Origin of the sequence: Archangium sp. (assembly GCF_045802675.1) — a bacterium.
Lineage (GTDB): Bacteria > Myxococcota > Myxococcia > Myxococcales > Myxococcaceae > Archangium.
This window is the reverse complement of the sequence record NZ_JBJMQO010000101.1, coordinates 22,514-49,088: the sequence shown is the minus strand read 5'-3', so window position 1 is coordinate 49,088 and position 26,575 is coordinate 22,514. Positions and strand designations below refer to the sequence as shown.

General features: G+C 69.6%; 24 protein-coding genes. 12 read left to right on the top strand and 12 right to left on the bottom strand.

Annotation, left to right across the window (positions count from 1 at the left end; all coding sequences use genetic code 11):
• Window positions 1–32: 32 nt before the first annotated feature.
• Entirely contained in the window at window positions 33–4,517 is a 4,485-nt protein-coding gene (locus tag ACJ8AN_RS29030; RefSeq protein ID WP_407758752.1) for a DnaJ domain-containing protein, read from the bottom strand.
• Between the two features lie 33 nt (window positions 4,518–4,550).
• On the bottom strand, window positions 4,551–5,054 hold the full coding sequence (locus ACJ8AN_RS29025) for a tRNA (cytidine(34)-2'-O)-methyltransferase (RefSeq protein ID WP_407758751.1): 504 nt from the start codon (window positions 5,052–5,054) through the stop codon (window positions 4,551–4,553).
• A gap of 18 nt (window positions 5,055–5,072) precedes the next feature.
• Here ACJ8AN_RS29025 and ACJ8AN_RS29020 point away from each other — a divergent pair, with 18 nt between their 5' ends.
• The 3 genes from ACJ8AN_RS29020 (at window position 5,073) to ACJ8AN_RS29010 (ending at window position 7,909) form a co-directional block, all read left to right on the top strand.
• Window positions 5,073–5,429 carry a DUF192 domain-containing protein gene (locus ACJ8AN_RS29020; RefSeq protein ID WP_407758750.1) on the top strand — a complete coding sequence of 119 codons (357 nt, stop codon included), beginning with the start codon at window positions 5,073–5,075 and terminating at the stop codon, window positions 5,427–5,429.
• A gap of 119 nt (window positions 5,430–5,548) precedes the next feature.
• Window positions 5,549–6,313, top strand: a complete 765-nt coding sequence (locus tag ACJ8AN_RS29015) for a Stp1/IreP family PP2C-type Ser/Thr phosphatase (RefSeq protein ID WP_407758749.1) — start codon at window positions 5,549–5,551, stop codon at window positions 6,311–6,313.
• Between the two features lie 333 nt (window positions 6,314–6,646).
• Window positions 6,647–7,909: a hypothetical protein gene (locus ACJ8AN_RS29010; RefSeq protein ID WP_407758748.1), complete on the top strand. Its 1,263-nt coding sequence runs from the start codon at window positions 6,647–6,649 to the stop codon at window positions 7,907–7,909.
• A 32-nt stretch (window positions 7,910–7,941) separates the two neighbouring features.
• On the opposite strand, the gene ACJ8AN_RS29005 is transcribed toward ACJ8AN_RS29010, so the two are convergent.
• Window positions 7,942–8,970 (bottom strand): sugar phosphate nucleotidyltransferase, encoded by a 1,029-nt coding sequence (locus ACJ8AN_RS29005; protein ID WP_407758747.1) that lies wholly within the window; start codon window positions 8,968–8,970, stop codon window positions 7,942–7,944.
• Window positions 8,971–8,991: 21 nt separating this feature from the next.
• Window positions 8,992–10,029 (bottom strand): aminoglycoside phosphotransferase family protein, encoded by a 1,038-nt coding sequence (locus ACJ8AN_RS29000; protein ID WP_407758746.1) that lies wholly within the window; start codon window positions 10,027–10,029, stop codon window positions 8,992–8,994.
• A 313-nt stretch (window positions 10,030–10,342) separates the two neighbouring features.
• Here ACJ8AN_RS29000 and ACJ8AN_RS28995 point away from each other — a divergent pair, with 313 nt between their 5' ends.
• From ACJ8AN_RS28995 to ACJ8AN_RS28980, 4 genes are all read left to right on the top strand, one after another.
• On the top strand, window positions 10,343–11,707 hold the full coding sequence (locus tag ACJ8AN_RS28995) for a pyridoxal-phosphate dependent enzyme (protein WP_407758745.1): 1,365 nt from the start codon (window positions 10,343–10,345) through the stop codon (window positions 11,705–11,707).
• Window positions 11,708–11,875: 168 nt separating this feature from the next.
• On the top strand, window positions 11,876–12,472 hold the full coding sequence (locus ACJ8AN_RS28990) for a manganese efflux pump MntP family protein (RefSeq protein WP_407758744.1): 597 nt from the start codon (window positions 11,876–11,878) through the stop codon (window positions 12,470–12,472).
• Between the two features lie 55 nt (window positions 12,473–12,527).
• Window positions 12,528–13,745, top strand: coding sequence for an MFS transporter (locus tag ACJ8AN_RS28985; protein WP_407758743.1), 1,218 nt, complete (start codon window positions 12,528–12,530; stop codon window positions 13,743–13,745).
• A gap of 120 nt (window positions 13,746–13,865) precedes the next feature.
• Window positions 13,866–15,467 carry a DUF4403 family protein gene (locus ACJ8AN_RS28980; protein WP_407758742.1) on the top strand — a complete coding sequence of 534 codons (1,602 nt, stop codon included), beginning with the start codon at window positions 13,866–13,868 and terminating at the stop codon, window positions 15,465–15,467.
• Window positions 15,468–15,474: 7 nt separating this feature from the next.
• Here the strand turns inward: ACJ8AN_RS28980 and ACJ8AN_RS28975 are convergent, their stop codons facing one another.
• The 3 genes from ACJ8AN_RS28975 to ACJ8AN_RS28965 all read right to left on the bottom strand — a co-directional run bounded on the left by ACJ8AN_RS28975 (window position 15,475) and on the right by ACJ8AN_RS28965 (window position 17,773).
• On the bottom strand, window positions 15,475–15,849 hold the full coding sequence (locus ACJ8AN_RS28975) for a DUF488 domain-containing protein (RefSeq protein ID WP_407758741.1): 375 nt from the start codon (window positions 15,847–15,849) through the stop codon (window positions 15,475–15,477).
• Between the two features lie 64 nt (window positions 15,850–15,913).
• Complete coding sequence (locus tag ACJ8AN_RS28970) at window positions 15,914–16,369, bottom strand: VOC family protein (protein ID WP_407758740.1); 456 nt, start codon at window positions 16,367–16,369, stop codon at window positions 15,914–15,916.
• A 261-nt stretch (window positions 16,370–16,630) separates the two neighbouring features.
• Window positions 16,631–17,773 carry a cystathionine gamma-synthase gene (locus ACJ8AN_RS28965; RefSeq protein WP_407758739.1) on the bottom strand — a complete coding sequence of 381 codons (1,143 nt, stop codon included), beginning with the start codon at window positions 17,771–17,773 and terminating at the stop codon, window positions 16,631–16,633.
• A 136-nt stretch (window positions 17,774–17,909) separates the two neighbouring features.
• Between ACJ8AN_RS28965 and ACJ8AN_RS28960 the strand changes: the two genes are divergently transcribed.
• The 3 genes from ACJ8AN_RS28960 to ACJ8AN_RS28950 all read left to right on the top strand — a co-directional run bounded on the left by ACJ8AN_RS28960 (window position 17,910) and on the right by ACJ8AN_RS28950 (window position 20,059).
• Window positions 17,910–18,896, top strand: a complete 987-nt coding sequence (locus ACJ8AN_RS28960; RefSeq protein ID WP_407758738.1) for a class I SAM-dependent methyltransferase — start codon at window positions 17,910–17,912, stop codon at window positions 18,894–18,896.
• 13 nt (window positions 18,897–18,909) lie between these two features.
• Window positions 18,910–19,497: a hypothetical protein gene (locus ACJ8AN_RS28955; protein WP_407758737.1), complete on the top strand. Its 588-nt coding sequence runs from the start codon at window positions 18,910–18,912 to the stop codon at window positions 19,495–19,497.
• Between the two features lie 91 nt (window positions 19,498–19,588).
• Complete coding sequence (locus ACJ8AN_RS28950) at window positions 19,589–20,059, top strand: DUF2019 domain-containing protein (RefSeq protein WP_407758736.1); 471 nt, start codon at window positions 19,589–19,591, stop codon at window positions 20,057–20,059.
• 11 nt (window positions 20,060–20,070) lie between these two features.
• Here the strand turns inward: ACJ8AN_RS28950 and ACJ8AN_RS28945 are convergent, their stop codons facing one another.
• Complete coding sequence (locus ACJ8AN_RS28945; RefSeq protein WP_407758735.1) at window positions 20,071–21,408, bottom strand: hemolysin family protein; 1,338 nt, start codon at window positions 21,406–21,408, stop codon at window positions 20,071–20,073.
• Window positions 21,401–22,459, bottom strand: a complete 1,059-nt coding sequence (locus ACJ8AN_RS28940) for a hemolysin family protein (RefSeq protein WP_407758734.1) — start codon at window positions 22,457–22,459, stop codon at window positions 21,401–21,403. The genes ACJ8AN_RS28945 and ACJ8AN_RS28940 overlap by 8 nt, the downstream gene beginning before the upstream one ends.
• 312 nt (window positions 22,460–22,771) lie before the next feature.
• Between ACJ8AN_RS28940 and ACJ8AN_RS28935 the strand changes: the two genes are divergently transcribed.
• A complete protein-coding gene (locus ACJ8AN_RS28935) occupies window positions 22,772–23,494 on the top strand; it encodes a hypothetical protein (protein WP_407758733.1) in 723 nt (240 codons plus the stop codon).
• A gap of 38 nt (window positions 23,495–23,532) precedes the next feature.
• Here ACJ8AN_RS28935 and ACJ8AN_RS28930 read toward each other — a convergent pair whose 3' ends face one another.
• The 3 genes from ACJ8AN_RS28930 to ACJ8AN_RS28920 form a co-directional block, all read right to left on the bottom strand.
• Complete coding sequence (locus ACJ8AN_RS28930) at window positions 23,533–24,063, bottom strand: FxsA family protein (RefSeq protein WP_407758732.1); 531 nt, start codon at window positions 24,061–24,063, stop codon at window positions 23,533–23,535.
• 87 nt (window positions 24,064–24,150) lie between these two features.
• Window positions 24,151–24,612, bottom strand: coding sequence for a dirigent protein (locus ACJ8AN_RS28925; protein WP_407758731.1), 462 nt, complete (start codon window positions 24,610–24,612; stop codon window positions 24,151–24,153).
• A gap of 52 nt (window positions 24,613–24,664) precedes the next feature.
• On the bottom strand, window positions 24,665–25,150 hold the full coding sequence (locus ACJ8AN_RS28920; RefSeq protein WP_407758730.1) for a hypothetical protein: 486 nt from the start codon (window positions 25,148–25,150) through the stop codon (window positions 24,665–24,667).
• Window positions 25,151–25,205: 55 nt separating this feature from the next.
• Here ACJ8AN_RS28920 and ACJ8AN_RS28915 point away from each other — a divergent pair, with 55 nt between their 5' ends.
• Complete coding sequence (locus ACJ8AN_RS28915; RefSeq protein WP_407758729.1) at window positions 25,206–26,498, top strand: class I SAM-dependent rRNA methyltransferase; 1,293 nt, start codon at window positions 25,206–25,208, stop codon at window positions 26,496–26,498.
• Window positions 26,499–26,575 lie beyond the last annotated feature (77 nt).

The window sequence follows — 26,575 nt, the reverse complement described above, 5'->3', positions numbered from 1 at the left end:
TGGGGGCCGGAAGCAGGCGTCCGGGCCAGCGCTCAGCTGAAGAGGCCGCCCTTCTTGGTGGGGGGCGGATTCTTCTTGCGCATCTCGATGAGGCGCAGCTCCTGGTTGGCCTCGAGGTGCTTGGGGTTGGCGCGCACCGCCTCGCGGAAGTGGCGCTCGGCGCGGGCGATGTCGTTCTCGACGCGGGCGATCACCCCGAGCTGGTAGTGGGCGCGATCACAGTTGGGGTCCAACTTGAGCGCCTCGGCCATCATCTGCTTGGCCTTGGGGAGCTCGGCCTTGCGCTGGGGGTCCATGTAGATGGCCCACGCGCGGGCGGCGAGGTACACCGCCTTGGGGTCCGCGTTGAAGGCGCGCTCGAAATGGTCCACCGCGGCCGCGAAGTCGCGCTTGCGGAAGAAGACCTCGCCCATCTTGAAGAGGTCGTTCGCCTCCACCGTGGAGCGGGCGTTGCCCTGCTGCGAGCCCGGAGTGCGCAGCTCCTGGAGATAGGCCGCGCGCTTCGTGTCGTCGTAGAGGACGTCGTAGGCGTCGCGGATGGCCTCGAAGACGGTGGACATCTTGGGCGCGAGCTCCGAGAGCGCTGGAGGCAGGCGGTCCGGATGGAAGCGCTTGGCGAGCCCGAGGAACGCGGTCTTCACCTGCTCGCGCTTCACCTCCGGGCCGATGACGAGACCGAGCGTGGTGAAGTGGTCCCGCTTCTCCTGTGCGTCGGCGTAGCGCTTCTCAATGGCCTGGGCGAGCTGCTGAAGCTCCTCGGCGCCAGGCGAAGCGGGCGCGCCGGAAGACGGAGCGGGAGCGGCCGGGGCGGGACGGGACCCGAGCTCGACGGCGCGCTGGAGCAGGCGCTGGCGGAGGACCTTGGACTCCTCGTCGGAGGCCTCACCCACCAGCTCGTCCTCGCCCAAGGACAGCTCGCCCCAGTTGTCGGGCACCGGGGCACCGGCGCCCTGGACCGGAGCGGCCACGGGAGCGGGCGCCGGAGGCCGAGGCGCTTCCACGACAGGAGCTGCGGCCTGGGGAACCTCCGCGCGGACGAGCGACTCCAGATGAGCATCGACCTGTTGGAACGCGGCCTCGAAGGAGGCGCTGATGTCGCCAGGAGCCTCGCCGGCAGCGGCGTTGTCGAAGGAGACGATGCGCCAGAGGTCGTCATCACCCGAGGAACGAGGTGCGTCCGGCCCCAACCGGAGAGGCTGCGGGGGAGGCGCGGGGGGAGCACTCGCGCGGGCGGCCATGTTCGGAGGAACGGCGGCCGAGGGGGCCGGCGCACTGGCCACGGGCACCGGTGCACTGGCCGCGGGCGAGCGAAGGCCTGGAGGAACGGCGGCGGGCGCGCTGGCCGCGGGCGAGCGGAGTCCCGGAGGAACGGCGGCGGGCGCACTGGCCGCGGGCGAGCGGAGTCCCGGAGGAACGGCGGCCTGAGCGGGAGCGGCGGGCGGAGGACGTGCGCCCGGGGCAGGCGCGGCGGGCTGGGGACGAGCGCCCGGAGCTGGCGCGGCGGTTTGAGGACGAGCACCCGGAGCTGGCGCGGCAGCCTGGGGACGCACGACCGGGGCAGGCGCGGCGGGGGCGGGAACAACGGGCGCGGCGGGAGCGGGCGGCTCGGGAGCCGCGAGATCGGCCCAGTCCAACTCGGAGCCCGGCACAATCGCCGGAACCTGGGGGGCGGGAGCCGAGGGCGAAGCGGCCACCGGAGCAGCGGCCACCGGCGCGGTGGCGGGAGCGGGCTCCTCGATGAGCCACGGCTCGGGAGACGAGACCCCGGCCCGCCGCAGAGCATCCTGCTCGTCCTGCATCATCGCGGCATTGGCCTGCTCGCGCGCGAGACGGAGCGCCTCCTCGTTCTCCTGTACAGGCAGCCCCCCACTGCCGGAGCTCCTGTCCAGTTCCAGCTCACCCGCTCCCGTCGCGGGCTGGGGCTCGCTCGGCAAGGCGTCGAACCAGACCTCGGAGGCGGGCGCTACCTCGGAGAGAGAGTTCTCGACCTGGGCTCCGGGCGCCGGAGCCTGGAACAACCCACGCTCCTGCAACTCGTCGTCATCGGTGAGGAACGCCACGTCCGACAGTTGGGAGACCTCGGAGGGGCGCCGCTGCGCAGCGAGGCGATTCTCTTCCGCGATGCGCGCGGCTTCAGCGAGCCGAGCCGCCTCGGCGAGACGCGCCTCTTCGGCGAGACGTGCCTCTTCCGCGAGTCGGGCCTGCTCTTCCGCAGCGAGACGCGCCTCTTCCGCCAGTCGGGCCTCTTCCGCACGACGCGCCTCTTCGGCGAGACGTGCCTCTTCCGCGAGTCGGGCCTGCTCTTCCGCAGCGAGACGCGCCTCTTCCGCCAGTCGGGCCTCTTCAGCCAGACGCGCCTCTTCCGCACGGCGTGCCTCTTCGGCGAGTCGGGCCTCTTCGGCGAGTCGGGCCTGCTCTTCCGCAGCGAGACGTGCCTCCTCTGCGAGACGTGCCTCTTCGGCGAGCCGAGCCTCTTCAGCCAGACGCGCCTCTTCGGCCAGCCGAGCCTCTTCAGCGCGGCGTGCCTCTTCGGCCAGCCGGGTCTCTTCAGCGCGGCGAGCTTCTTCAGCGAGGCGGGCCTCTTCCTCGCGGCGGGCCTCCTCCGCGCGGCGCGCCTCTTCGGCCAGACGCGCCTCTTCCGCCAGACGGGCTTCCTCCGCGCGAAGAGCCTCTTCGGCCAACCGAGCCTCTTGAGCGAGGCGAGCCTCCTCGGCGAGCCGCGCCTCTTCTGTGCGGCGAGCAGCCTCTTCGGCGAGACGCGCCTCTTCGGCGAGACGCGCCTCTTCGGCGAGCCGCGCCTCTTCGGCGAGCCGTCGCTCCTCGGCAAGACGAGCCTCTTCAGCCAGTCGCGCCTCTTCAGCCAGTCGCGCCTCTTCGGCTAGGCGCGCCTCTTCGGCGAGCCGCGCCTCCTCCGCTAGCCGAGCCTCTTCTGCAAGGCGAACCTCTTCAGCCAGTCGCGCCTCCTCCGCACGGCGGGCTTCTTCGGCGAGTCGCGCCTCTTCCGCACGACGAGCCTCTTCGGCCAGTCGCGCCTCTTCTTCCGCCTGGCGACGTGCCTCTTCGGCCAGTCGCGCCTCTTCCGCGAGCCGTGCCTCTTCAGCCAACCGAGCTTCTTCGGCGAGCCGAGCCTCCTCCGCACGGCGAGCCTCTTCGGCCAGACGTGCCTCTTCCGCGAGTCGGGCTTCCTCGGCACGGCGAGCCTCTTCCGCGAGCCGGGCTTCTTCCTCCGCGCGACGCCGTGCCTCTTCAGCAAGGCGGGCCTCTTCCGCGAGCCGTGCCTCTTCAGCAAGGCGGGCCTCTTCGGCCAGCCGCGCCTCCTCCGCGCGGCGGGCCTCCTCCGCACGACGGGTTTCTTCGGCCAGCCGGGCCTCTTCCGCGAGTCGCGCCTCTTCTTCAGCACGAAGCCGAGCCTCTTCAGCAAGGCGGGCCTCTTCGGCCAAGCGGGCCTCTTCCGCGAGTCGGGCTTCCTCCGCGCGACGAGCCTCCTCGGCCAGTCGCGCCTCTTCGGCCAGTCGCGCCTCTTCTTCAGCACGAAGCCGCGCCTCTTCGGCCAGCCGCGCCTCTTCCGCGAGTCGGGCTTCCTCCGCGCGGCGAGCCTCCTCGGCCAGCCGCGCCTCTTCCGCGAGTCGGGCTTCCTCCGCGCGGCGAGCCTCTTCCGCGAGCCGCGCCTCCTCGGCCAGACGAGCCTCTTCCTCCGCGCGACGCCACGCCTCTTCGGCCAGCCGCGCCTCTTCCGCACGGCGAGCCGCTTCCGCACGGCGGGCCTCTTCCGCCAGCCGGGCCTCCTCGGCCAGTCGCGCCTCTTCGGCCAGCCGGGCCTCCTCCTCCGCGCGGCGCCGGGCCTCCTCGGCCAGCCGGGCCTCCTCCTCGCGCCGGGCCCGCTCGCGCGCCTCCCAGGCCTCGATGGACAGCGACTCGACGAAGCCCTCGCGCTCGAGGATGTGGAGCAGCACCTCCTGGGCGGGCGTCAGCCCTTCCAGCCGCTCGAACTCCGTCAGCTTCAGCAGGAAGGCCATCTCCCCGGCACTGGCCACCCAGGGGGTACACGCCCCGGGGTCCACGCACCGGTACATGCGCGGCTCGGGGGCCTCGGCGCCCGCGGGCTCGAGCGCGGCGCGCACCACGCGCGTGCCCGCGATGGGGCGGAACATCTCCTCCACCCGGCCCTCTTCGAAGGCGGCGCGCTCGGCCAACTGACTCAGCTTGCGCACCTCGGCGAGCACCTGCTGCTCGGCCACCGCCTCCGGCGCCAGTCCGAGCTCCTCCAGCACGTCCTCGTCCGGCGTGCCCGCGCTCTCCCGGGCCCACAGGGCATCCAGCAGCTCGGGGCGGATGCGCCCGGCCTGCATCAGCGCCTGCACGGGCGTCTGGAACCCGAAGCCCAGCCGCGTCCCCACCAGGTCTCCCTCGTGGAGGAACAGCAGTGCCTCACGCCCGCCGGCGAGCAGGGTGAGCCGGCCGGTGGCGCGGGACTTGTGGGCGGAGTACAGCGTTTCGGCGACCTGCGAGGGGGGCATGCGGCCCCCAGTGTAGTCCGTCCGCCCCTCCTCTCAACTCGGCGTGCCCGCCCGCCCGGCTGGCGCGGCGAATTGCACCTGCCGCAGGGCCTCGTAGGCGGCGATGCCCACGGCGGTGGACAGGTTCAGGCTGCGGCGCTCGGGGAGCATGGGGATGGTGACGGCCCGCCCCGAGCCCCCGGCGAGAATCTCCCCGGGCAGCCCCTGCGTCTCCGAGCCGAACACCAGGTGGTCCCCCGGCTCGAAGGGGGCGGCATACAGGGATGTATCGGCGCGGGCGGAGAAGAGCCAGCGCCTGGCCGAGGGCCACTCGGCCAGGTAGGCGTCGTAGTCCGGGTAGAGCTTGAGGAAGACCTTGTCCCAGTAGTCGAGCCCGGCCCGCTTGAGGTGCCGGTCGTCGATGGAGAAGCCCAGGGGCTCCACCAGGATGAGGCGGCAGCCGGTGACGGCGCACAGGCGGGCGACGTTGCCGGTGTTGGGGGGAATCTGGGGCGAGACGAGGACGAGGTGGAAGGGACGCGCCAGGGGCTGGAGCATTGGAGTAGAAAGCGCGACATGCGCCTGAGGGTGAACAATGTGACACGAAGCCGCCTGTTGGCGGACCGTGCCGAGAGGGCCACGTCCTTCATGGACCGGTTCGTGGGGCTGATGGGCCGGCGCTCGCTGGCCTTCGGGGAGGGGATGCACATCCTGCCCTGCAACTCCATCCACACCTTCTTCATGCGCATCCCCATCGACGTGGCCTTCCTCGACCCGGAGGGGAGAATCGTCAAGCAGTTCTCGGCGCTGCCGCCCTGGCGAGCCACCTCGGTGTACTTCCAGGCGAGGTCGGTGCTGGAGCTGCCGGCCGGGACGCTCCAGGCCAGCGGCACCGAGCCGGGGGACGTGCTCGCCTTCGAGCCGGTGCCGTGAAGGGGCCAACCTTCCAGGCGTCTTCCAGGCATCTGGGGTTTTGACCCCCCTCGTGGCGCTTTGTTAACCTGCCCCCCTGTCCAAGGCCCCTTCCTGGACCTGTTGGAGACACCGCGAGCATGCGCATCGAGGTTGCTGGCTACACCCACGTCGGGATGAAGCGGAACCACAATGAGGACAACTACCTCATTCTGACCGACGAGAACCTGTGCTGTGTCGCCGACGGGATGGGCGGTCACTCCTCGGGAGAGATCGCCTCGAAGATCGCGGTGGACGAGCTGGGCGAGTTCTTCCGGATGACGTCGCGCGACCAGGACGCCACCTGGCCGTTCAAGATGGACAAGACGCGAAACTACGACGAGAACCGGCTGGCCACGGGCATCAAGCTGGCCAACAAGAGCATCTTCGACAAGGCCAGCGGGGACGTGAAGTACAAGGGCATGGGGACGACGATCGTCTCGGTGCACTTCACGCAGGACTCGGCGTACGTGGGGCACGTGGGCGACAGCCGCGTGTACTTCTTCCGCCAGGGCGTGCTCAAGCAGGTGACCGAGGACCACTCGCTGCTCAACGACTACCTCAAGGCGAAGAAGCTCACGCCGGAGGAGATCGAGAACTTCCCGCACAAGAACGTCATCGTCCGCGCGCTGGGGATGAAGGACATGGTGCAGGTGGACGTGACGAAGGTGGAGGCGCAGCAGGGCGACGTCTTCCTGCTGTGCTCGGACGGGCTGTCGGGCATGGTGACGGATCCGCAGATGCAGGACATCCTCACGCGCACGACGGAGCTGGAGAAGGCGTGCTCGCAGCTCATCGACCTGGCGAACGCGGCGGGCGGCAACGACAACGTCACCTGCGTGCTCGCGCGCTTCCACGACAACTGAGCGCGCCGTCCACCCGACGTTGACGTGCCCCGCGAGCCCGGCTGAGGAAAGGGAGTACACCCCCCTCGGCCGAAGCGGCTGTGGGGTACGTGTTGCCGCGGCCACCCCCGGGAGCGATGGGCGGCCCCTCTTGCCGCCTTCACCTTCCTGGATGCCCACACGACGAGAAGGCGTGGGCGAGGGAGGGGGCAATCCATGCGAAGCAAGAGCCTCGAGACGAGGGGGGTGCGGTGTGTGCTCACCGCGCTCGCGCTGCTGACGTGTTCCCGGACGGGCCGGGCGGCGGAAACGCCAGCGGCGCCACGAGAACACTACGAATCACCGTCACCCGCGATGCCGCGGACGCTCACCTATCGGCCGGCGACACCCGGCGCGAGCGGGCAAGCGGACGCGCGCGCCACCTGGAGCTCCGATGACGGCGGGCAGGGCACCCCGGGAAGCGTCAGCGTCTTCTATCCCACCGGGGGCCAGTCCGGCGAAGGCTCGTGCTGGATGGGATTGAGCGTCGACAGACGCGGCAATCTCTATCCGGTCAACTCGGTGGGCATCTACCGCATCCGCCGCGACGGCAGGGTGGTCAATGGCGTCGACGACCGGGATTTCTTCGCGACGGGCCATGACAATCAATGGGCCACGCTGGACGAGGACAAGGAGATGTTCTTCGCGCCGGCCGGGGACGAGGTCCGTGCCGCCCCCTTCGAGGAGGGCAGCACCTTCTCGCCCATCCTCTCCGGGCTCACCGGTGGCATCGCCATCACGGTGGGCCGGGGGCCGCTGGCGGGCAGCCTGTTCGTGACCGAGCCCATCGCCTCGCGCGTCAGCCGGGTGAGCTTCATGCCGCTGGGGCTCAGCACCTTCAGCAGCGGGGAGGAGTTCTTCAGCTTCTCGGAGGCCATCGCCAGCGCACCGGATGGGACGCTGTACGTCGTGAACCGCGACATCGCGCGCCCGCTCCTCATCCGCATCGCCACGGACGGCACGCCCTCCATCTTCGCCGAGGGCACGAACGGCCAGTTCACCGGAGCGGTCGCGGTGGACGAGGCGGGCAACGTCTTCTGGAGCCGGGCGGATGGCTTCGCGAAGTACGACGCGAGCGGCCGCCTCGTCGACACGCTGCCCCCGCCGCCGGACAAGCCGAACTTCGGCAACCCCATGGGCAGCGCCTTCGACCGGCAGGGCAACCTCTACGTCGTCGACAACTTCGGCTGTAAGCGAATCTACAAGTACGCGCGGGTGGGCGACATGCGGCGCCGGATTGCCCTCGACATCAAGCCGGGCCATGACACGAACAAGCTCGACGTGCGGGACCACGGCAAGGTGAAGGTGGCCATCCTGACGACGGATGACTTCGATGCCACCCAGGTGGATGCGGACACGGTGCGCTTCGGCCGCCGGGGCACCGAGGCCCGTCCGAAGAATGCCTACCGCCAGGACGTCAACGGAGACGGGCGCCCCGACAAGGTGCTGTGCTTCGAGATCCACCGGACGGACCTCACCTGCCACAGCGCCTCGGCGATGATCACGGGCCGCACCCGGGACGGGAGCGCCTTCCAGGGAACGGACTCGGTCACGCCCACGGGGTGCTGCCGGAAGTAGGCCCCCGAGCCGTGCCCGTCCCGCGTCCGGCCCTACGGAGCCAGCGGAGCGGGCACCCGGTGCTGGCCCCAAGCCATCACCTCGGTCAGCTCCTCGCCCGGAGCGACCTCGGTGCCCTCGAGGATGGCGCAGCGCTCGAGCCGGGCGCCCGCGCCCACGCGCACGCGAGCACCCACGGACACCGAAGCGCCCACGCGCACGCCGTCGGCCAGCGAGCACCCCGCGTCGAAATACGCCGGCCCCGGCACCTGCGCGCCGCCCACGCTCGCCGTGGGGTGCGCCCAGTAATTCCCCTTCGCGCGTGGCGCCGACACGAAAGGCGAGTCCGCCCCCAGCCCCTCCAGCGCCACCTGCCCGGAGAGCACGTCGCGCACGGTGGACAGGTAGCGCGACGGCGTGCCCAGGTCGGACCAGTACGAGCGCACCACCTCGCCGCGCACGGTGAGGCCGGCCTCCATCATCCGCACGTAGACGTCGCGGTTGATGTCCTCGGGGCCCTCGGGCGTCATGAAGTCGAAGACGCGCGGGGTCATGATGTGCACGCCAGTGAAGTGCCAGGGCGAGAGCCCCTCGCCGCCGGGCCCGAACCTGGCGATGCGGCGCACGCGCTGCTGGGCGTCCAGCTCCACCGCGGCGTACTTCTCGCTCTCGGGCATGGGCAGCAGCACCATGGTGGCCGCCGCGCCCGAGGCCCGGTGCGCCGCCACCACGGGGCGCAGGTCCACCGGGAAGAGGATGTCGCCGTTGAAGACGATGAAGTCCTCGCCCGAGAGGAAGTCCCTCAGGCCGCGGATGCCGCCGCCGGTGCCCTGGATGACGGGCTCGTGCACCACGTGCAGCGGCAGGCCGGCGCGCTCGCACTCGGCGCGAGCCGTCTCCGCCATCACGTCTGGCAGGTGGTGGGTGTTGATGCCCACGCCCCGCACGCCCGCGGCCCGCAGCACCGCCAGGTGGTAGCGGAAGAGGGGCTGCCCGAGGAACGGCATGGCTGGCTTGGGCCAGCGCTCGGTGAACGGACGCAGGCGCGTACCCAGCCCCGCGCAGAGGACCATCGCCTTCATGTGCGGCCCCTCCCCTTCCTGTCAGCCCAGCTCGGGGACGTACTTCGCCACCAGCTTCTGCAGTCCGCCCATCTCCGGCCGCCGCTTGAAGGCGTCGCGCACGTAGCGCAGCGAGGCGGGGATGGACACCAGGAAGCCCGGGTTGCCCTTCACGCGGTTGATGAACTCGAAGCGGCCCGCGTCCTTGAGCTTGCGCTGGATGGTGAGCAGGTCGAAGAAGGCCTTGAAGGACTTCGGTTCAATCCGCTCGCCCGTCAGGTCCGAGAACGTGGCGATGTAGCGGTCGAGCAGGGTGTCCACGAAGTCGCGGTCCAGCTCCACGTAGCTGTCGCGCAGCAGGGCCACCAGGTCGTACTGGCGCGGGCCCTGGAGCGCGTCCTGGAAGTCGATGACCACCAGCTCGCCGTCCTTCATCATGATGTTGCGGCTCTGGTAGTCGCGGTGCGTGAAGCCACGCGGCGCGGCGGCCAGCTGCTTCGCGATGTCGCGGAAGGTGCGGTCCAGCTCGGCGCGCTCGGACTCGGTGGGCTTCTTGCCACTCCACACCTCGAGGCCCCACTCGCGGAAGTGGTGCAGCTCCCAGTCGTAGAGGTCCTCGTCGAAGGCGCGCGTGAAGGCGAGGCAGTCCGGGTCCTGATTGCGCTCGGCCTGGGCGCGCAGGCGGGCGAGCAGGTCCACCGCGCGGGTGTAGAGGGCCTGGTTGTTCTTGCCGCCCTCGAGCGCCGCCTCGAAGGTGACGTCGCTCAGGTCCTCGAGCACCATCATGCCGGCGGGCTCGTCGAAGCGGAGGATGCGGGGCACGCGGATGCCCAGCTTCTCCAGGTAGCGGTGCACGTTGACGAAGGGCAGCTCCTTGGGCGGCTCGCCCTTGGAGGCCTCCTCGCTCTTCTTCGAGGCGTCCAGCGGCATCACCATCACCACCCAGCTCTCGGGGGCGGTGCCCACGCGGTAGTACGAGCGGTTGCTCGCATCACCCTTGAGCTTCTTGATGGGGGCCTGGGACACGGGGCGGCCGATGGCCTTCCCCACCTGGTCGCGCAACGCGGCCTCGATTTCCATAGGTGAACGGTTCTCCTGGGGGTTCGTACAGAGGAGGCGCGCGAGTATGGGAGTGCGCCCGGTGCGGGTCAAAGCTCAATTGGGGAAGGTGCCGCGACAGGTCGTCTCCCCGACATGCGGCCAGGGCCCGGGTGCCCGCCCGCTGTCCGAGCCCCGGATTGAGCCCACCTCCCACGCCGCACCGGGTCGGAAGGAGCAGGGAGGCGTCCGTGTTTCCCCAGAGAGGGGGCGGGCGGACGACCAAGGTCGACCGGGCCCAACGGTGCGGCTATAAGGACGCGCGCCAGTCTTACCTCCCCGACGAGAGCACCCGATGGAAATCCACGACACGATTCTTTCCGCCATTGGCCACACGCCGCTGGTGAAGCTCAACCGCCTGGTTGGCCCCAACGACGCAACCGTATTGGTCAAGTGCGAGTTCATGAACCCCGGCGCGTCCATCAAGGACCGCATGGCCCTCTACATCATCGAGAAGGCCGAGAAGGAGGGGAAGCTCAAGCCCGGCGGCACCATCGTGGAGAACACGAGCGGCAACACGGGCATGGGCGTGGCGCTGGCGGCGGCGGTGAAGGGCTACAAGTGCATCTTCACCATGCCGGACAAGATGTCGCTGGAGAAGATCAACCGCCTCAAGGCGCTGGGCGCGCAGGTGGTGGTGACGCCGACGAACGTGCCGGCGGAGGATCCGCGCAGCTACTACGAGACGGCCAAGCGCATCCACCGGGAGACCCCGGGCGCGTTCATGCTCAACCAGTACCACAACCCGGACAACATCGAGGCGCACTACAAGGTGACCGGGCCGGAGCTGTACGAGCAGACGGACGGGAAGATCGACTACTTCGTGTCGGGCCTGGGCACGGGCGGCACGATGAGCGGCGCGGGCAAGTTCCTCAAGGAGAAGATCCCCGGCCTGAAGAACGTGGGCGTGGACCCCGAGGGCTCGGTGTACGAGGGCTACTTCAAGACGGGCAAGCTCACCGAGCCGCACGTCTACAAGGTCGAGGGCATCGGCGAGGACATGCTGTGCGGTGCCATGGACTTCAAGGTGGTGGACGACATCCGGCAGGTGGATGACCGTCAGAGCTTCGTGGCGGCGCGGCGGCTGGCGCGCGAGGAGGGCATCTTCGCGGGTGGCTCGGCGGGCGCGGCGGTGCACGTGGCGGTGCAGCTGGCCAAGGAAGTCGGCAAGGGCAAGACGATCGTCGTCATCCTGCCGGACACGGGCATGAGCTACATCAGCAAGTTCCACTCGGACGAGTGGATGCGCGACAACGGCTTCCTGGAGGAGAAGGGCGCCGGGACGGTGCGCGAGCTGCTCAGCGGCAAGCGCGAGGTCATCACCGCGCGCAAGGGCGAGCGGGTGGACGCCGTGGTGGAGAGCATGCGCAACCGGGGCATCAGCCAGATGCCGGTGGTGAGCGACGAGGGCCGTGCGGTGGGGATGATCCACGAGTACGACCTGCTCAACGCGCTGGTGGCGAACAAGGTGAAGTTCTCGGACACGATCGACAGCATCGTGGCGCCGCTGCAGGGCGTGGTGTCGCCGGAGACGAGCCTCAACCGGCTGCGCGAGGTGTTCAACCAGGACAAGGTCGCGGTGGTGAAGGAGGGCGAGAAGGTGATCGCCATCGTCACGAAGATCGACCTGATCGACTACATGCACCGCACGGCGGCCTAGCCACGAGCCGGTGCGCAGTCACCCCCACCCTCCCCTCCGGGAGAGGGACGGGGTGAGGGTAACGAGGGCCTCGGGTTCCCAGAGCGGACCCGGGGCCTTCGTGCTTCAAACGGGCGTGCCCGTTCATCCCGCTTCCGCCCGGCGCGGGTATCGGGCAAAAGGCGGCACATGTCGTCGTTCCTGACCCTGCTGTTGCTCGCGGTGGGCCTGGCCATGGATGCCACGGCCGTGTCCGTGGCGAGTGCCCTGGCGACCCCGCGCGTCCGGGCGCGAGACGCGCTGCTGCTGTCCTTCATGTTCGGCCTGTTCCAGGCGCTCATGCCCGTCATCGGATGGGTGCTGGGCTCGCAGTTCGCCGGCGCCATCGCGGCCTGGGACCACTGGGTGACCTTCGTGCTGCTGAGCGGCATCGGGGCGAAGATGATCCACGAGGCCCTCACCCACCACCACCCGGGAGGTCCCGACGGGAAGAAGGACGACGCGGCCCCGGAGCGCAACCCGTTCCAGTTCGGGAGGCTCACGCTGATGGCGCTGGCCACCAGCATCGACGCGCTGGCGGCGGGCGTGACGCTGCCCCTGCTGGAGATCCGGCTGGCGGCGGCGGCGGCGGTCATCGGTGGAGTCACCTTCGTGCTGTGTCTGCTGGGCGTGAGCATCGGGCGCCGCTTCGGTGAGTCGCTCGAGGGCAAGCTGGACATCTTCGGCGGCCTGGTGCTGATCGGCATCGGCGTCAAGACACTCATCGAGCACCTCTCGGCGGGCTGAGGGACACGCGGGCCCCCCCTCGGGCCCCAGATGCCACCGTGCTACCGTTGGGCGCATGTCTCCCGACCGTCGTCCCTGGCTCGCCGTGATGGTGGCCGCGCTTGGCTACTTCGTCGACATGTTCGACCTCGTCATGTTCTCCATCCTCCGCATCCCCTCGCTGCAAGGGATTGGCGTGACGGACCCCGAGCAACTGGCGCGGCTCGGCAAGCACCTGCTGGACATGCAGCTCATCGGCATGCTGCTCGGGGGCTTCGCCTTCGGCGCGGCGGGAGACCGCTACGGCCGGACGCGCACGCTCTACGCCTCCATCGCGCTGTACTCGACGGCGAACCTGCTCAACGCCTTCGTCACCAACGTGGAGACGTACGCGGTGCTGCGGGCGCTGGCGGGCTTCGGGCTGGCGGGAGAGCTCGGCGCGGGCATCACCCTGGTGGGCGAGCTGCTGCCCACGCGGCTGCGGGGCGTGGGCACGACGCTCGTGGCCTCGGTGGGGCTGCTGGGCGCGGTGGTCGCGGGAGCCGTGGCCGAGCTGCTGGGCTGGAAGGCCTGCTACCTGCTCGGCGGAGTGCTGGGCTTCGTGCTGCTCGCCATGCGGCTGCGCGTGGCCGAGAGCGGCATGTTCGAGCAGATGGCCCGCGACGGCGCGCCCCGAGGCAACCCGCTGGCGCTGCTGTGGCCCTCGGAGCGGTTCGCGCGTTTCGCCTGCATCGTGCTGAGCGCCATGCCCATCTGGTTCGCCACGGGCGTGCTCTTCGTGTTCGCGCCGGAGCTGGGCCGGGCCATGGGGCTGGCCGAGGCCATCCAGCCTGGCCGCGTCATCGGCTTCGCGTACGGCGGCGTGGTGGTGGGCAACTTCACGAGCGGCTGGCTCAGCCAGATGCTGCGCAGCCGCAAGCGCGCCATCGGGGCCTTCCTCGTGGGGCTCGCCCTCTCCATGCTCCTCTTCCTCGAGGTGGCGCCGCTCGGGGCCACGCCCTTCTACGCGATGATTTTCGTGGTGGGCGCGACCACCGGCTACTGGTCCGTCTTCGTCACCACGGCGAGCGAGCTGTTCGGCACGAACCTGCGCGCCACCGCGGCCACGAGCGCCCCCAACGTGGTGCGAGCCCTGGCCGTCCCCATTACCTCGCTCTGGTTCACCCTCAAGCCCACGCTCGGGGTGCTGCCCGCCACGCGCATGCTGGCCCTGGTGTGCTGCGCCATCGGCCTGGTGTGCACGCTGATGCTGCGGGAGACGTTCCACCAGGACCTGGACTTCACCGAGTCCTGAGGGGCGGCCGGGCCCGGAGGTGCCTGCTCGCCTACACGGTGGGTGAAGGCGCCCCGGGGAGCACGCACGCATGGGGCTTGGGCGGGCGGGCCGGGTAGCGGAGAATGGCCACCAACTCCCATGCCTTCCTCGCGCTCCCGTCCGCTCTCCGCGCTCCTCGCGTCCCTCGCCCTCCTGTCCTGCGGCGGTCCCCGCCTCGAGGCGCAGACGCTGCAGCCGCCTCCGCCCGCCGCCAATGGGGGCCGCCCGGTGTCGGATCCCCCGCCCTCGCGCATCGTCATCCACGCCACCATCTTCCGCGACGGCCTCGCCAAGAAGATGGCCGAGAGCCTGCCCCGCATGGGCGAGGGCGATGCGCAGCTCTTCGGCGGCCAGACGCTCCACTACACCTGGACGCGCGAGCCGCTGACCATCCGCTTCGACCGGGGCCGCATCGTGGTGGGCGTCACCGTGCATGGACGCTTCAACATGCTCGGCGAGCGGGAGATGCCCATCACCGTCACCATCGCGGGCGAGCCCGTCATGACGGCGGACTTCAAGGCGCTCTTGCAGTCCGCCGAGGTGCAGGTGGTGGCCTCCGGGCCGGTGGAGGCCGTCAACCGCGCCATCGAGGGCAAGCTCAAGGAAGTGGTGGGCAAGACGCTCGACGACTTCCGCTACGACGTGCGCCCGCTGGTGGCCAATGCCTTCTCGCGGCTCGCGCGCCCCATCGAGATTCCCGTGGGCGACCAGGTGGCCTGCGCCGAGCTCAAGGTGACGAGCCTGGAGGCCGCGCCCACCGTGCTCGCCGATGGCTTCGAGAAGGACCTCGGCATCGTGGTGATGCCCTCGGTGACGCTGCCCTGCACCCCGGTGGCGAGCCTCACCGGCCCCACGAGCAACGACGGCGGCACCCCAGGCTCGGATGGAGGCGCGCAGGCCAGCGCCGATAGCGGCACCCCGGGCGCCAGCAACACGCAGTTCGCCAGCTACACCGCGGGCGGCGCGGGCACGGATGGAGGCACGCCCCGCCCGGACGCGGGCATGCAGCCGGCCACGTACGCCGTGGGCCCCACGAGCAACGATGGGGGCACGGGCGTGGACGCCGGCGTTCCGGCGACGCAGGTGGCCACGGAGGTGACGATGCCCCTGCTACAGAACGTCTCCACCCTGCCCTCGGGCCCCTTCAAGGTCGTCATCCCGGTGGCCGCCCGCTACGAGGAGCTCTCCAAGGCGCTCGAGTCCTCCATGAAGGGCCGCCTCTACTTCTCCGCGTCGCACCCCGAGCTGTACATGGAGAAGCCCCAGGTCTACCCGTCGGATGACACGGTGGTCATCAAGATGAACCTGGGGGGCAACGCCAAGGTGGGCGACTACTCCATCGGCGTGGGCGGCGAGCTGTACTTCGCCGGCCACCCGCACGTCATCGACAACCAGTTGTCCGTGCCGGACCTGGAGATCACCCCGGGCACGGCCAGCGAGCTGGTGAAGCTCAAGTTCGCCATGGACTACCAGTCCATCCGCGACCAGGCGCGGCAGGCGCTGCGGGTGGACGTGTCCGAGCGCCTCGCGGCGGTGAAGGACAAGATGTCCACGGAGCTGTCCTTCGCCGACGACTCGGGCTGCGCGCGCGGCCAGGTGCTACGCACCGAGGTGACGGGCGTCTACCCGCACCCGAACTTCCTGCGCATCTACGTGGCGGTGGATGCGCAGCTCGGCCTCTACATGCCCTGCAAGAAGTAGCGGGGCGTCACTTCGCTCGCGCCGCTTCGATGAGCTCGGCGAGCAACGTGCGGTGACAGGCCTCGGCGATGATGCAGTCCTTGGAGCACAGCAGCGTCACCGTCTCTCCGCGGTCCACACGGGCCGCGAGCCCGGCGATCGTCTCGCGCTGGGCCTCCATCTCGCGCAGGTAGCGCTCGCGGTACGCGTCGAGGGTGATGGGCGTCTGGCCCTTTCCCTGGAAGGCGGCGAGCAGCGGCGGACTGGGACCCAGGTCCCTCATCCACACGTCCCACGTCTCCTTCGCCTTGGGGAGCCCTCGGGGACGGAACCGGCAGATGAGGATGCGCAGCCCGTCATCGGGCTCGGCGGGCACGCACCAGCGCTTGGTCTTGATGGGCATTTCAGCTGAACACCCGGGCGGCTCGAATCCATCCCGGGTGCCCCGGACACAGCGGGTGGAAACTCTACCCGCCCATCTTCTCCATGCGGCGCTGCATCTCCTCGGGCGACACGTCCTCCACGTGCTGCGCGAGCGTCCACTTGAAGCCCTCGGGGTCCATGAACTGGCCCGAGCGGTCGCCGTAGAACTGGTTCTCCAGCGGCCGCACCTGCTTGCCGCCGGCCTTCACGAAACGCTCGGCGAGCGCATCCACGTTCTCGGTGTAGATGCACAGCCCCACCGGCGAGCCGCCATAGGCCGCCGCGCTCTTGTTGCCCCACTCGGGCATCTCGTCCGACACCATCAGCCGCGAGTTGCCGATCTGCAGCTCCGCATGGCCGATCTTCCCGCCCGGCATCGGCAGCCGGTACAGCTCGGTGGCGCCGAGCGCCGCCTTGTAGAACTCAATGGCCTTCGCGGCGTCGCGCAGCGCGAGGTACGGCGTCAGGGAGTGGTATCCGTCGGGAATCGCCTTGGGCACGTGTGCTCCTGGGTGAAGCCCCGCTCCACGCGGGGGCCGGGGAGACTGCTCGGAGCGCGCTCACGGGACAAGGGCCTGCCGAGGCGGATGGCCGTCGGTGGACGTGTTGAGTGCTCCGGTCCGGGCCCGGGATGGGACCCGGGCTACGGAAGCTCCAGGAAGCCCTCGCCCACGCGCACCGACGCGCCTCCCACGCGCACCGCCGTGACGCGGCCCTCGTGCACATCCGCCTCCAGGAAGAGGGTGCTCAGGGGAAGTGGCTCAGGCCACGTCCAGCGCCTGCTTCAGGTCGTCCATCAGGTCCTGCGCGTCCTCGATGCCCACCGACAGGCGGATGAGGCCGTCCGAGATGCCCAGCAGCTCACGCGTCTCCTTCGGCACCGACGCGTGCGTCATGATCGCCGGGTGCTCGATGAGCGACTCCACGCCACCGAGCGACTCGGCGCACGCGAAGATCTTCACCGTCTTGAGGAACTTGCGCGCCGACTCCAGCCCGCCCTTGATGTCGAAGGTCATCATGCCGCCGAAGCCCTTCATCTGCTTGCGCGCCAGCGCGTGCTGCGGGTGGCTCTCCAGGCCCGGGTAGGTGACCTTGCTCACCTTGGGGTGCGTGGCCAGGTACTGCGCCACCTTCAGCGCGTTCTGCGCGTGGCGCTCCATGCGCACGCCCAGCGTCTTCACGCCGCGCAGCACCAGGAAGCAGTCCATGGGGCCCGGCACGCCGCCCACCGCGTTCTGCAGGAAGTACATCTTCTGCGCGAGCTCCTCGTTGCTCGTGCACACGAAGCCGCCCACCACGTCACTGTGGCCGTTGATGTACTTCGTCGTCGAGTGCGTCACCACGTCGAAGCCCAGGTCCATCGGACGCTGGAAGTACGGCGTCATGAACGTGTTGTCGCACACCGAGAGGATGTTCCGCTTCTTCGCCGTCTCCGCGATGCGCGCCAGGTCGATGAGCTTGAGCATCGGGTTGGTGGGCGACTCCACCCAGACCATCTTCGTCTTGGGGGTAATGGCCTTCTCGAAGTTGTCCGGGTTGGACAGGTCCACCCACGAGAAGCTCAGGCCGTGGCGGCGGAACACCTTGTCGAAGATGCGGAAGGTGCCGCCGTACACGTCGTCGGACACCACGACGTGGTCCCCGGCCTCCAGCATGTGCATCAGCATGTCCGTGCCCGCCAGACCCGAGGCGAAGGCCAGACCGTGCTTCGCGCCCTCGAGGGCCGCCAGACAGTCCTGGAGCGCGTTGCGGGTGGGGTTCTGCGTCCGGCTGTACTCGAAGCCCTTGTGCTCCCCGGGGCCCGCCTGGACGTAGGTGGAGGTCATGTAGACCGGCGTCATGATGGCGCCGGTGGTGGGATCCGGCTCCTGGCCGGCATGGATGGCGAGGGTATCGAAGCGCATGGCCGGGGGCCTATCACACTCCCCCGCCCCTCGGGAGTGGCAGCCGGGCCGGAGGGGCATGTCGGGAAGGCTTGCCGGGCGGCGGGGACTCGGGGAAGAGGGGGCGGCGTTTGTACGGGAGAGGACGAGGGCAGCCATGACGACAGCGGACCAGGGCTCGGGGGCGGCGGTGGGGATGTTCGAGAACCGCCTGCGCAAGAACGCGCGGCATTTGCGCAAGTGGGCCAAGGCGCGCGGGCTCACCGCCTTCCGCGTGTACGACCGGGACGTCCCCGAGTACTCCTATGCGGTGGACCTCTACGGGGACCGGGTGCACCTGGTGGAGTACCCACGACGCAGAGCGTTGAAGAGCCTGGAGGAGCAGCGGGCCGAGGTGCTCGCGGCGGTGACGGCGGTGCTGGAGGTGCCCCCCGAGCACGTGCACGTGAAGACGCACCTGCCGCAGCCGTGGGGCCGCTCGCAGTACGGCCGCGTGGGCGAGGGCTCCGAGCGCCTCGTGGTGGAGGAGCAGGGGCTGAAGTTCTGGGTGAACCTCGGCGACTACCTGGACACCGGCCTCTTCATGGACCACCGGCTCACGCGCGCCCGGGTGCGCGACGAGGCCAGGGGAAAGAGCTTCCTCAACCTCTTCTGCTACACGGGCGCCTTCACCGTATACGCCGCCGCGGGCGGAGCCTCGCGCACCCTCAGCGTGGACCTGTCCAACACCTACCTGGACTGGGCCGAGGAGAACCTCGCGCTCAACGGGCTGTCGGACGTGCGCCACACCCTGCTGCGCGCGGACGCCATGGCCTGGGTGCAGGACCAGCGCAAGGACCCCGAGCAGACCTTCGACCTGGTGGTGTGCGACCCACCGTCCTTCTCCACCTCGAAGAAGATGCAGGGCACCTTCAACGTGCAGCGCGACCACGTGCGGATGCTGGAGGGCATCCGGGAGCTGCTGTCCCCCGGTGGCGTCCTCTACTTCTCCACCAACTTCCTGGGCTTCGAGTTGAAGGACACCGCCGTGCGCGGCTTCGAGCAGGTGGAGGAGCTCACCCCCGGCTCCCTCCCCGAGGACTTCCAGCGCAAGGAGATCCACCGCTGCTGGCGCCTGGTGGCACCGCGCACCGGTAGCCGCTGAGCCAGGAGCGATGATGTCCACCCCTTCCATCCATTCGCGCCCCGTGGGCACGCGGCGCTGCTCGCGCGTGGGCGCGCTCGCCCTGGCCGCGCTGATGCTGTTCACCTCATGCGCCAGGGACCTCCCCCCGGCCAGAGCCGGAGAATCCCACAGGACGTGGGCACCGGAGCCGGAAGACGACGACGAAGACACGGGCGAAGGCGAAGCTGTCCTTTCCAACCTGCCCACGGACTTTCGGCCCATTCAGGTGAGTGATACCCAGCTGACGTCCGCCCTGACGACGTTCTGGCTCAACGTCCCGCTGCGGGTGTCCACCCCAACCCCCTCGCTCTACACCGGCCGGAGGTTGGCGCTCGCGGACACGCCTCTCAGTGGCGGGGCCTGGCAGTCGGAGCTGGCGCAAGCCTATGGACGGTTCTGCCAGAGAGGCGGCACGCCCGGCGATTGCCTGACCCTGTTCGATGACGGGCCCTACCTGCAAGCCGACGACAAGCGCAGCCTCGCGGTGGCCCTTGCCGTGGGACGGAGAAGAACCTGCACACGGACGTCAGTGCATTCTATTCCACGAAGAACTTCGACATCACCAGATCAAGCAGCCTGACGGTAAGGGAATGGCTCAGGACTCAAAGCTATGAGGAGCAACGCTCGTTTGGATTGCTTGCCATCAAAATGATCAAGAGTGGGAACTGGTAATGGATCTGGAAAAGCTCGTAGAGGAGTTCGCCGAGAACGTGGCAGCCCAGTCGGAATCGATAATGAGAGGGGATGCCAAAATGGGCAACAAGCACGCGGATCGTTACATCGCCGCGCTCAGGAAACTGCGGTCCGCAGGCGATCCTGGACGTGATGCGCTCGCCGTTCTGCTCAAGCACCCTCGGCAGGATGTACGAGTCAAGGCTGCTGCTTTCTTGCTGCGGTATCGGACAGCGGAGGCCAAGGCAGTGTTGGAAGCCGCCGCCGACAGGACCGGAATCTCTTCTATCGGTGCAATCATGACCCTGAAATACTGGCAAGAAGGCACCTGGAACCTGGACCCCGTAGATGAAGCAAGCGGGCCCTTCGCAAGCCCAACCCGCCAGGCCCCCACCACCCAGCGCGCCCGGCCCAAGGCCAGGCAGGTGCGCCGTCGCGGTGGGCCCAAAGGGGACACGTCCAGCGATTGAGCACGAACCCGTCAGGCCGGCTGAGCGGAGCCTTCGTCGAACTCGGCCGGGCTCGGGGGCGGCAGGCGCGTGATGCGGCACTCCTTCACGCCGTGGCCCTCCACGACCGTCACCTCGAGGCGGACCTCCCCGTAGTCCACCACGTCCCCCACATTCGGAGGCCGGCCCAGCTCCGCGAGCACGAGCCCACTCACGGTGTCCACCTCGTCGTTGGAGAGCTCGAGCCCCAGCTGCCTACCCACTTCGTCGAGCCGGCGGAGTCCCGAGGCGATGAGGTGCCCATCCCCATCCTCTCGAAGCACGGGTGCGGTCGGTGTGCCCTCCTCGATCTCTCCCACCACCTCCTCGAAGAGGTCCTCGACGGTGAGCAGGCCCGCCGTCCCTCCGAGCTCATCCATCACCACCACCACCTGCACCTTCTCGCGGCGCATCACCAACAGCACGCTGTCGAGCCTCGCCGTGCGCGGTACGAAGGGCACCGCCCGCACGTTCCCATACGTCAGCGGCTCTCCCGACGACAGCACGCGCAGCAGGTCCTTGATGTGCACCATCCCCACGATGTGATCCAGGTCCCTCGCGTACACGGGATAACGCGTGTGGTTCGACTGCCGCAGCACGCTCCGCACCTGCTCGGGCGTGGCGCCCAGCGGAATCCCCAGCAGCCGCACGCGCGGCATGGCGGCCTCGCCCGCCGTCCGCTCCCCGAACCGGAAGAGCTCCGTCAGCACCTGGCCCGACTCCCGCCTCAGCTGCCCCGCGCGCTGACTCTCCTCGACGACGAAGCGCAGCTCTTCCTGCGAGTGACCCGTGGGTCCTCCGGTGCGGCGTACGCCCAGCAGGCGCAGCACCCCATTGCCCATCGCGTTCAACAGGGCGACCACCGGAAACAGGGCCGTGCTCACCCACCGGATGGGCGTGTTGATCCACAGCGCCGCGTGCTCCGCCCGGTGCAGCGCGAGCGTCTTGGGAATCATCTCGCCGAGCACGATGTGCAGGTACGTCAGCAGCGCCACCGAGGCGACGCTCGCCACCGAGTGCGCGGCCACCCACCGCGAGCTTCCGAGCGACTCGAGGAGCGACGCCAGCCACCCGGCCACCATGTGCTCGCCGTACATGCCGAGCCCGAGGCTCGCCACCGTGACGCCCACCTGCGCCGTGGCGATGTAGCGGTCCTGTAGCTTGGGGTCGCGCAACAGCTTGCTCACGCGCCGGGCCCGCCGGCTCCCGCTCGCGGCCCGCCGGTCGATGGCCGTACGCGGCGCTCCGATGAAGGCGAACTCGGCGGTGACGAAGAACGCGTTGATACCGATGAGCAGCGCGATGATGAGGGGCGCGACGAGGTCAGGCATGGGAGGGCTCCATCGCGGGCTTGAGCTCATCACCCAACCGGCCGAGCAGCTCCGCGAGCACGTCCTCCATGCTCACGAGCCCTTCCACCCTTCCGTTGCGATTCACCACCAGCGCCTGGGTGGCACGCCGCTCGCGCAGCAGCTCGAGCAACTGGTCCGCCTTCAGCCCGCGGCGCACCGTGGGCAGCGGACGCAGCACGTCGCACAGCGGCGGCAGGGCGCCCTGGCGGGCGAAGTGGCTCGCCAGGTCCTTGGTGTGGACCATCCCCAGCACCTTGTCGAGCGTGCCCTGGTACACGAGCAGGCGCGTGTAGGGGCTCGAGATGGCCCGGCGCAGCACCTCGTCCGGCGCGGTGGAGAGCTCGAGCGCGGCGATGCGCTTGCGCGGCACCATGAGGTCCGCCGCCGTGCGCTCCCCCAGCTTCAGCGCGCGGTGGAGCCGGTGCTGTTGCTCGGGTTTGAGCACCCCCGCCTGATGGCTCTCCTCGATGAGCAGGTCCAGCTCCTCGGGTGAGTGGACGTGGTGATGGCCCCCGGGCTTCACCCCGAAGAGGCGCAGGAGCAGCAACCCACTGCCGTTGAGCACCTTGAGAAAGCCCGCGTACAGCTTGAGGGACACGCGCATCGCCGGGTACGTGAGCAGTCCCGACTGCACGGGGAACTGCAGCGCGATGGCCTTCGGGACGAGCTCTCCGAAGAGCACCTGCGCCACGGTGAGCAGCACGAGCACGGCCACCGCCGCCGCCGAGTGCGCCGCCACGGGATGCAGCCCTCCGAGGCGCTCGAGCACGGGCGTGAGCTGCAGCGCGACCGTGGCCTGGCCATACGCGCCCACGATGAGGCTCGCGAGCGTGATGCCAATCTGGCAGGCGGACACGTAGCGATCGAGCTGGGCCCCATCCTCGAGCACCGCGAGAAGCCCCGCCGCGCGGCGGTTCCCCCGCTGGGCGAGCGGCTGCAGTTGCGTCACGCGCAGGCCCACCGCGGTGAACTCCGCGACGACGTAGAGCGCATTGACGGCGATGAGCAGGAAAATGACGAGCCAGGCCATCGCGCCTCACTCCCAGGGCCACACGCCCAGGCACACGCGTGCGGTGGTGGATGGATCGGCGTGCGGAGATTTGAAAAGTGTAGGTTGCACCCTACGAGCATGGGCATTGCCGCCTGGGTCGGCCACGAGCAGGGAGACTGTCCTTCAGTCCCATGTCCCTGAGTTCAGGGTGGGGTGTGGAGCAGGCGCGCCAGGACTTCGACGGGCCGCTCTCCTGCCTGGAATGGGGTCGCGTTCCGCCGACTCGTGCCGCTCGCCCCGCGCTCGCCCGAAAGAGGGCGGGCCGCTCGCGCCGTGGTAGACACCGGGGCCATGCGCTCCGCTCTCTCCGTGCTCGCCCTGGTGCTCGCCGCGGACGGGACCCCGCCCCAGAGCGAGTCCCCGAAGCCGCCCTCCCCCGTCGAGGTCACCGCGCTCGCGGTCGACGTGGACTACGTCTGCCGCTCCCAGACTACCCAGAGCCTCGTCCTCACCCCGAAGGCCCAGGGTCAGCTCGAGGTCCCCAAGGACTGTCCCGATGCCCGCGCCAACTGGCGCCTCACCATCGACTGCTCCTCCAAGGAGCGCTGCTCGGGGTATGTCCGCACCCAGGACGGCGCCATCGCCACCGTCCAGGGCACCCCGAAGCAGCTCGAGGTGAAGCCCCTCGCCGAGGAGCACCCACCCACGCTCGACTTCATGAGCCTGCGCATCACCGGCCAGCACACGCTCCAGCTCAAGACGTCCGAGGAGCACCAGCGTCCCGTGCAGCTCCTCTTCCAGCTCCCCACCGTCACCGGCGTCTATACCCTCGCGCCCGCGGAGCCCACCTCGGTGGACTTCGAGCACCAGGGCAAGCGCGTGTCCCTCCCCATCCAGGTCTCCTGGACCGACGACGAGCACGTCCACCTTCAGCTCTGGGACGCTCGGAAACAGCCGCTCCTGGATGACACGGTGAAGCTCGGGGAGACACGCGAGCTCGACTGCCAGCGCCTCAATGGCATCTGCGAGGGCAAGGTGAAGGTCCTCGTTCGCGAGAACCAGCGCGTCTTCTGACGCACGGGTGAGGCACGGAGTGGAAGGGCGAGGGGCGATTAGCGCCCGTCTTCCTCGGTGAACTCGGCGTCCACTTCTTCCCCCGGCCCGCGATTCAGGCTCGGCCTCGAGGGACGGTGAGTGAGGGGCTCGTCCTGCTCGGGCGGACCGAAGGGGCCTCCGGGGAACGGGCCCGACTGGAAGGTGGTGACTCGCACCGTGCCTTCCGCCATGCCCCGCTCGAGCCTCCGGTGCACCAACCCCGCCACCAGCCGGCGCGTGGGGGGGAACAGCAGGAAGAGGCCCAGCACGTCGGTGAGCACTCCCGGTATGACCAGCAGCACCCCGCCCGCGAGGACGAGCGCCCCACCCAGAAGGCCCTCCTGCGGCACCTGTCCCCGGGCCATCGACTCCTGCCAGCGGCGGCGGACGCGCACGCCCTCCTTCCTGGCCAGGAAGGAGCCAATCAGGCCCGCGGCCAATACCAGGCTCACCGTGGGCCAGAAGCCCACCTCCCGGCCGATGAGCAGCAGCAGGTACAGGTCGACGAACGGGAGCACCACGAATGCGAGGACGAGCGACTTGAACACCTGTCCAACCTAATGCCCGGCGCCCGCCAACGCCTGCCCCTTCTCACCCAATCCAGCCCCTTCCACCACCGGGAAGGGCCCGTGGGCCTACGGATTCGCCGTCATCAGCGTGAGCACCTGGGTGAACGTCCGGTCGCCGTTGGGGGTGGTGGCCAGCACGCCGCGCACGCCCACGAAGGCGCCCGTGCCACCGATGACCGGAATCAGCGAGGTGCCCGTCTCGGCCTCCCGGCCCGCCACGGTGATGGTCCCGTCGGACATGGTGAGCGTCCACTGGCACTCGCTGAACTGGCCCGGCAGCGTCCGGATGCAGTAGCCACTGTTCGAGCCGATGTTCTGCCCGGCCGCGTTCAACAGCGGCTGGTCGAACACGAACATGTCGCCCGGCGAGTCCCCCGTCGGCCCCACGTCGACCGGCGTGGCGATGCCGCTGCGGGCGTCGGCGATCGTGGTCAGCGTCGTGGTGTCCTGGGCCTGGGCCGCATGACAGCCCAGCATCGGCAGGGCCAGGGGGACGGCGAAAACGGCCAGGGGCAGGAGCTTGCGCATCGGGTGTGTCCTCGGGTTCCGCGCGTTCATCGCGCGAGCGCCCCACCCTACTTCAGCCCCCGAGCTGTTCGTTGATCCAGTTCACCAGCAGGTACAGCAGGGTGAAGACGGCGAGGGCCCCGAAGACGACCTTCGTCGTCGGCTGGAAGCCCTCGCTCTCGGTGGTGCTGATGGGCATGGCCGAGGCCACTCCCGCCATCTCCGCCGCGTAGCGCGCGGTGCGCTGGTACTGGTCCGCCACCGCGCCCTCGTCGTGGGCCGACAGCTCACGCCCGAGCTGTGGATCCACGAGGCGGACCTCGGCCTCCTTCGCCAGCTCCGCCGCCTTGGAGACCACCTCGCGCACCAGGTCCTCCCGGTCCAGGAGGGGCACGCGCACCTCGGTGGCTATCCACTGGCCGCCCTCGCGCAGCGGGTGGAACTCCACCGAGCCGTGCGCCAGCAGCCAGGAACGCCCACCGCTCGGCTGGGCCTTCGCCCCCCGGGCTTCCAGGAGGGCCTCCACCCGGGCACTGTCGAAAGGAGTCCCGGGGACCATGGATTGAAGGAGCAGGTCGTATCTCACGCGGTTTGGAGTATACGCCCCTCGAGCCATGCCCAAGCCCACTCGCGACAACCCCCGCCATGACCGCCGCCCCGGAGCCCCTCCCGGCCGCAAGCGCCCCCCGCACCGCCCCGAGGTCATCGCCCCGGACCGGACCACTCCGGAGATGGGCCCGGACGGGCTGCCCCAGGTCTCGCTCATCCGCCGGGGCGTCGAGCGCTGGCAGGCCGGCCACCCGTGGATCTACCGCGCCGACCTCAACGGGGACCCCGGCCTCCAGGGCGGGGAGATCGTCCGCGTGATGGATGCGCGCGGCTGGTTCCTCGGCAAGGCCTTCTATTCGAAGCTCTCGAAGATCTCCCTGCGCTGGCTGTCCTACGAGGACGTGGCGGTGGACACGGACTTCTTCCGCCAGCGCCTGGCCCTCGCCGACGCGATGCGCCAGCGCGCCCTTCCCGGCGAGACGACCTACCGCGCGGTGCACGGCGAGGCGGACCTCCTGCCCGGACTCGTGGTGGATCGCTACGGCGACTGTCTCAGCGTGCAGTTCCTCATCCCGGGCACCGAGCAGCGCAAGCAACTCATCACCGAGCTGCTCGTGGAGCTGTACAAGCCGCGCGCCATCGTGAACCGCTCGGACGTGGGCGTGCGCGGACTCGAGGGCCTGCCCCAGGAGAAGGGCGTGCTGTACGGAACGCTGCCCGGGCCCGTGGCCTATGACGAGGGGCTCGTGCGCGTGCGCGCGGACCTGCTCGAGGGCCAGAAGACGGGCGCGTTCCTCGACCAGCGCGAGAACCACATCGTGGCCTCGCAGTACGCCTTCGGCGAGGCGCTCGACTGCTTCTCGTACGTGGGCGGCTTCGCGCTCCAGCTCGCCACGCGCGCCAAGAGCGTCACCGCCGTGGAGATCTCCGACCAGGCCGCCGCGCAGCTGCGCGAGAACGCCGCGTCCAACAAGCTCGGCAACGTGGAGGTGGTGGTCGCCAACGCCTTCGACTTCCTGCGCGATGCCGTGGACGAGGGCCGCCGCTTCGACACCATCGTGCTGGACCCTCCCTCGTTCGCGAAGAACAAGGACGCCATCGAGGGCGCGCTGCGCGGGTACAAGGAGATCAACCTGCGCGCCATGCAGCTCTTGCGGCCGGGCGGCTACCTCATCTCCGCGAGCTGCACGTACCACATCGACGAGCAGGGCTTCGAGGACATGCTGGCCTCGGCGGCGGCGGACGCGAAGCGGCGCGTGCAGATCATCGAGAAGCGCGGCGCGGGCAAGGACCACCCGGTGCTCCTCAATCTGCGCGAGACGCGCTACCTCAAGTGCTTCGTGCTCCGCGTGCTCTGAGTGAAACCCGGGCGGGCGGGATTCCTCCCGTCACGCCCCTCGTGCGAGACTGACGCCATTCCCTCTCCTCCTGGGAG

Excerpts from the sequence above, each read along its gene's own strand:
- ACJ8AN_RS29030 (WP_407758752.1), bottom strand. The coding sequence starts at position 4,517 with ATGCCCCCCTCGCAGGTCGCCGAAACGCTGTACTCCGCCCACAAGTCC.
- ACJ8AN_RS29005 (WP_407758747.1), bottom strand. The coding sequence starts at position 8,970 with ATGAAGGCGATGGTCCTCTGCGCGGGGCTGGGTACGCGCCTGCGTCCG.
- ACJ8AN_RS28915 (WP_407758729.1), top strand. The coding sequence starts at position 25,206 with ATGCCCAAGCCCACTCGCGACAACCCCCGCCATGACCGCCGCCCCGGA.
- ACJ8AN_RS29025 (WP_407758751.1), bottom strand. The coding sequence starts at position 5,054 with ATGCTCCAGCCCCTGGCGCGTCCCTTCCACCTCGTCCTCGTCTCGCCC.
- ACJ8AN_RS29015 (WP_407758749.1), top strand. The coding sequence starts at position 5,549 with ATGCGCATCGAGGTTGCTGGCTACACCCACGTCGGGATGAAGCGGAAC.
- ACJ8AN_RS28945 (WP_407758735.1), bottom strand. The coding sequence starts at position 21,408 with ATGCCTGACCTCGTCGCGCCCCTCATCATCGCGCTGCTCATCGGTATC.
- ACJ8AN_RS28995 (WP_407758745.1), top strand. The coding sequence starts at position 10,343 with ATGGAAATCCACGACACGATTCTTTCCGCCATTGGCCACACGCCGCTG.
- ACJ8AN_RS28955 (WP_407758737.1), top strand. The coding sequence starts at position 18,910 with ATGTCCACCCCTTCCATCCATTCGCGCCCCGTGGGCACGCGGCGCTGC.
- ACJ8AN_RS28990 (WP_407758744.1), top strand. The coding sequence starts at position 11,876 with ATGTCGTCGTTCCTGACCCTGCTGTTGCTCGCGGTGGGCCTGGCCATG.
- ACJ8AN_RS28925 (WP_407758731.1), bottom strand. The coding sequence starts at position 24,612 with ATGCGCAAGCTCCTGCCCCTGGCCGTTTTCGCCGTCCCCCTGGCCCTG.
- ACJ8AN_RS28980 (WP_407758742.1), top strand. The coding sequence starts at position 13,866 with ATGCCTTCCTCGCGCTCCCGTCCGCTCTCCGCGCTCCTCGCGTCCCTC.
- ACJ8AN_RS29020 (WP_407758750.1), top strand. The coding sequence starts at position 5,073 with ATGCGCCTGAGGGTGAACAATGTGACACGAAGCCGCCTGTTGGCGGAC.
- ACJ8AN_RS29000 (WP_407758746.1), bottom strand. The coding sequence starts at position 10,029 with ATGGAAATCGAGGCCGCGTTGCGCGACCAGGTGGGGAAGGCCATCGGC.
- ACJ8AN_RS29010 (WP_407758748.1), top strand. The coding sequence starts at position 6,647 with ATGCCGCGGACGCTCACCTATCGGCCGGCGACACCCGGCGCGAGCGGG.
- ACJ8AN_RS28935 (WP_407758733.1), top strand. The coding sequence starts at position 22,772 with ATGCGCTCCGCTCTCTCCGTGCTCGCCCTGGTGCTCGCCGCGGACGGG.
- ACJ8AN_RS28985 (WP_407758743.1), top strand. The coding sequence starts at position 12,528 with ATGTCTCCCGACCGTCGTCCCTGGCTCGCCGTGATGGTGGCCGCGCTT.
- ACJ8AN_RS28975 (WP_407758741.1), bottom strand. The coding sequence starts at position 15,849 with ATGCCCATCAAGACCAAGCGCTGGTGCGTGCCCGCCGAGCCCGATGAC.
- ACJ8AN_RS28965 (WP_407758739.1), bottom strand. The coding sequence starts at position 17,773 with ATGCGCTTCGATACCCTCGCCATCCATGCCGGCCAGGAGCCGGATCCC.
- ACJ8AN_RS28950 (WP_407758736.1), top strand. The coding sequence starts at position 19,589 with ATGGATCTGGAAAAGCTCGTAGAGGAGTTCGCCGAGAACGTGGCAGCC.
- ACJ8AN_RS28940 (WP_407758734.1), bottom strand. The coding sequence starts at position 22,459 with ATGGCCTGGCTCGTCATTTTCCTGCTCATCGCCGTCAATGCGCTCTAC.
- ACJ8AN_RS28920 (WP_407758730.1), bottom strand. The coding sequence starts at position 25,150 with ATGGTCCCCGGGACTCCTTTCGACAGTGCCCGGGTGGAGGCCCTCCTG.
- ACJ8AN_RS28960 (WP_407758738.1), top strand. The coding sequence starts at position 17,910 with ATGACGACAGCGGACCAGGGCTCGGGGGCGGCGGTGGGGATGTTCGAG.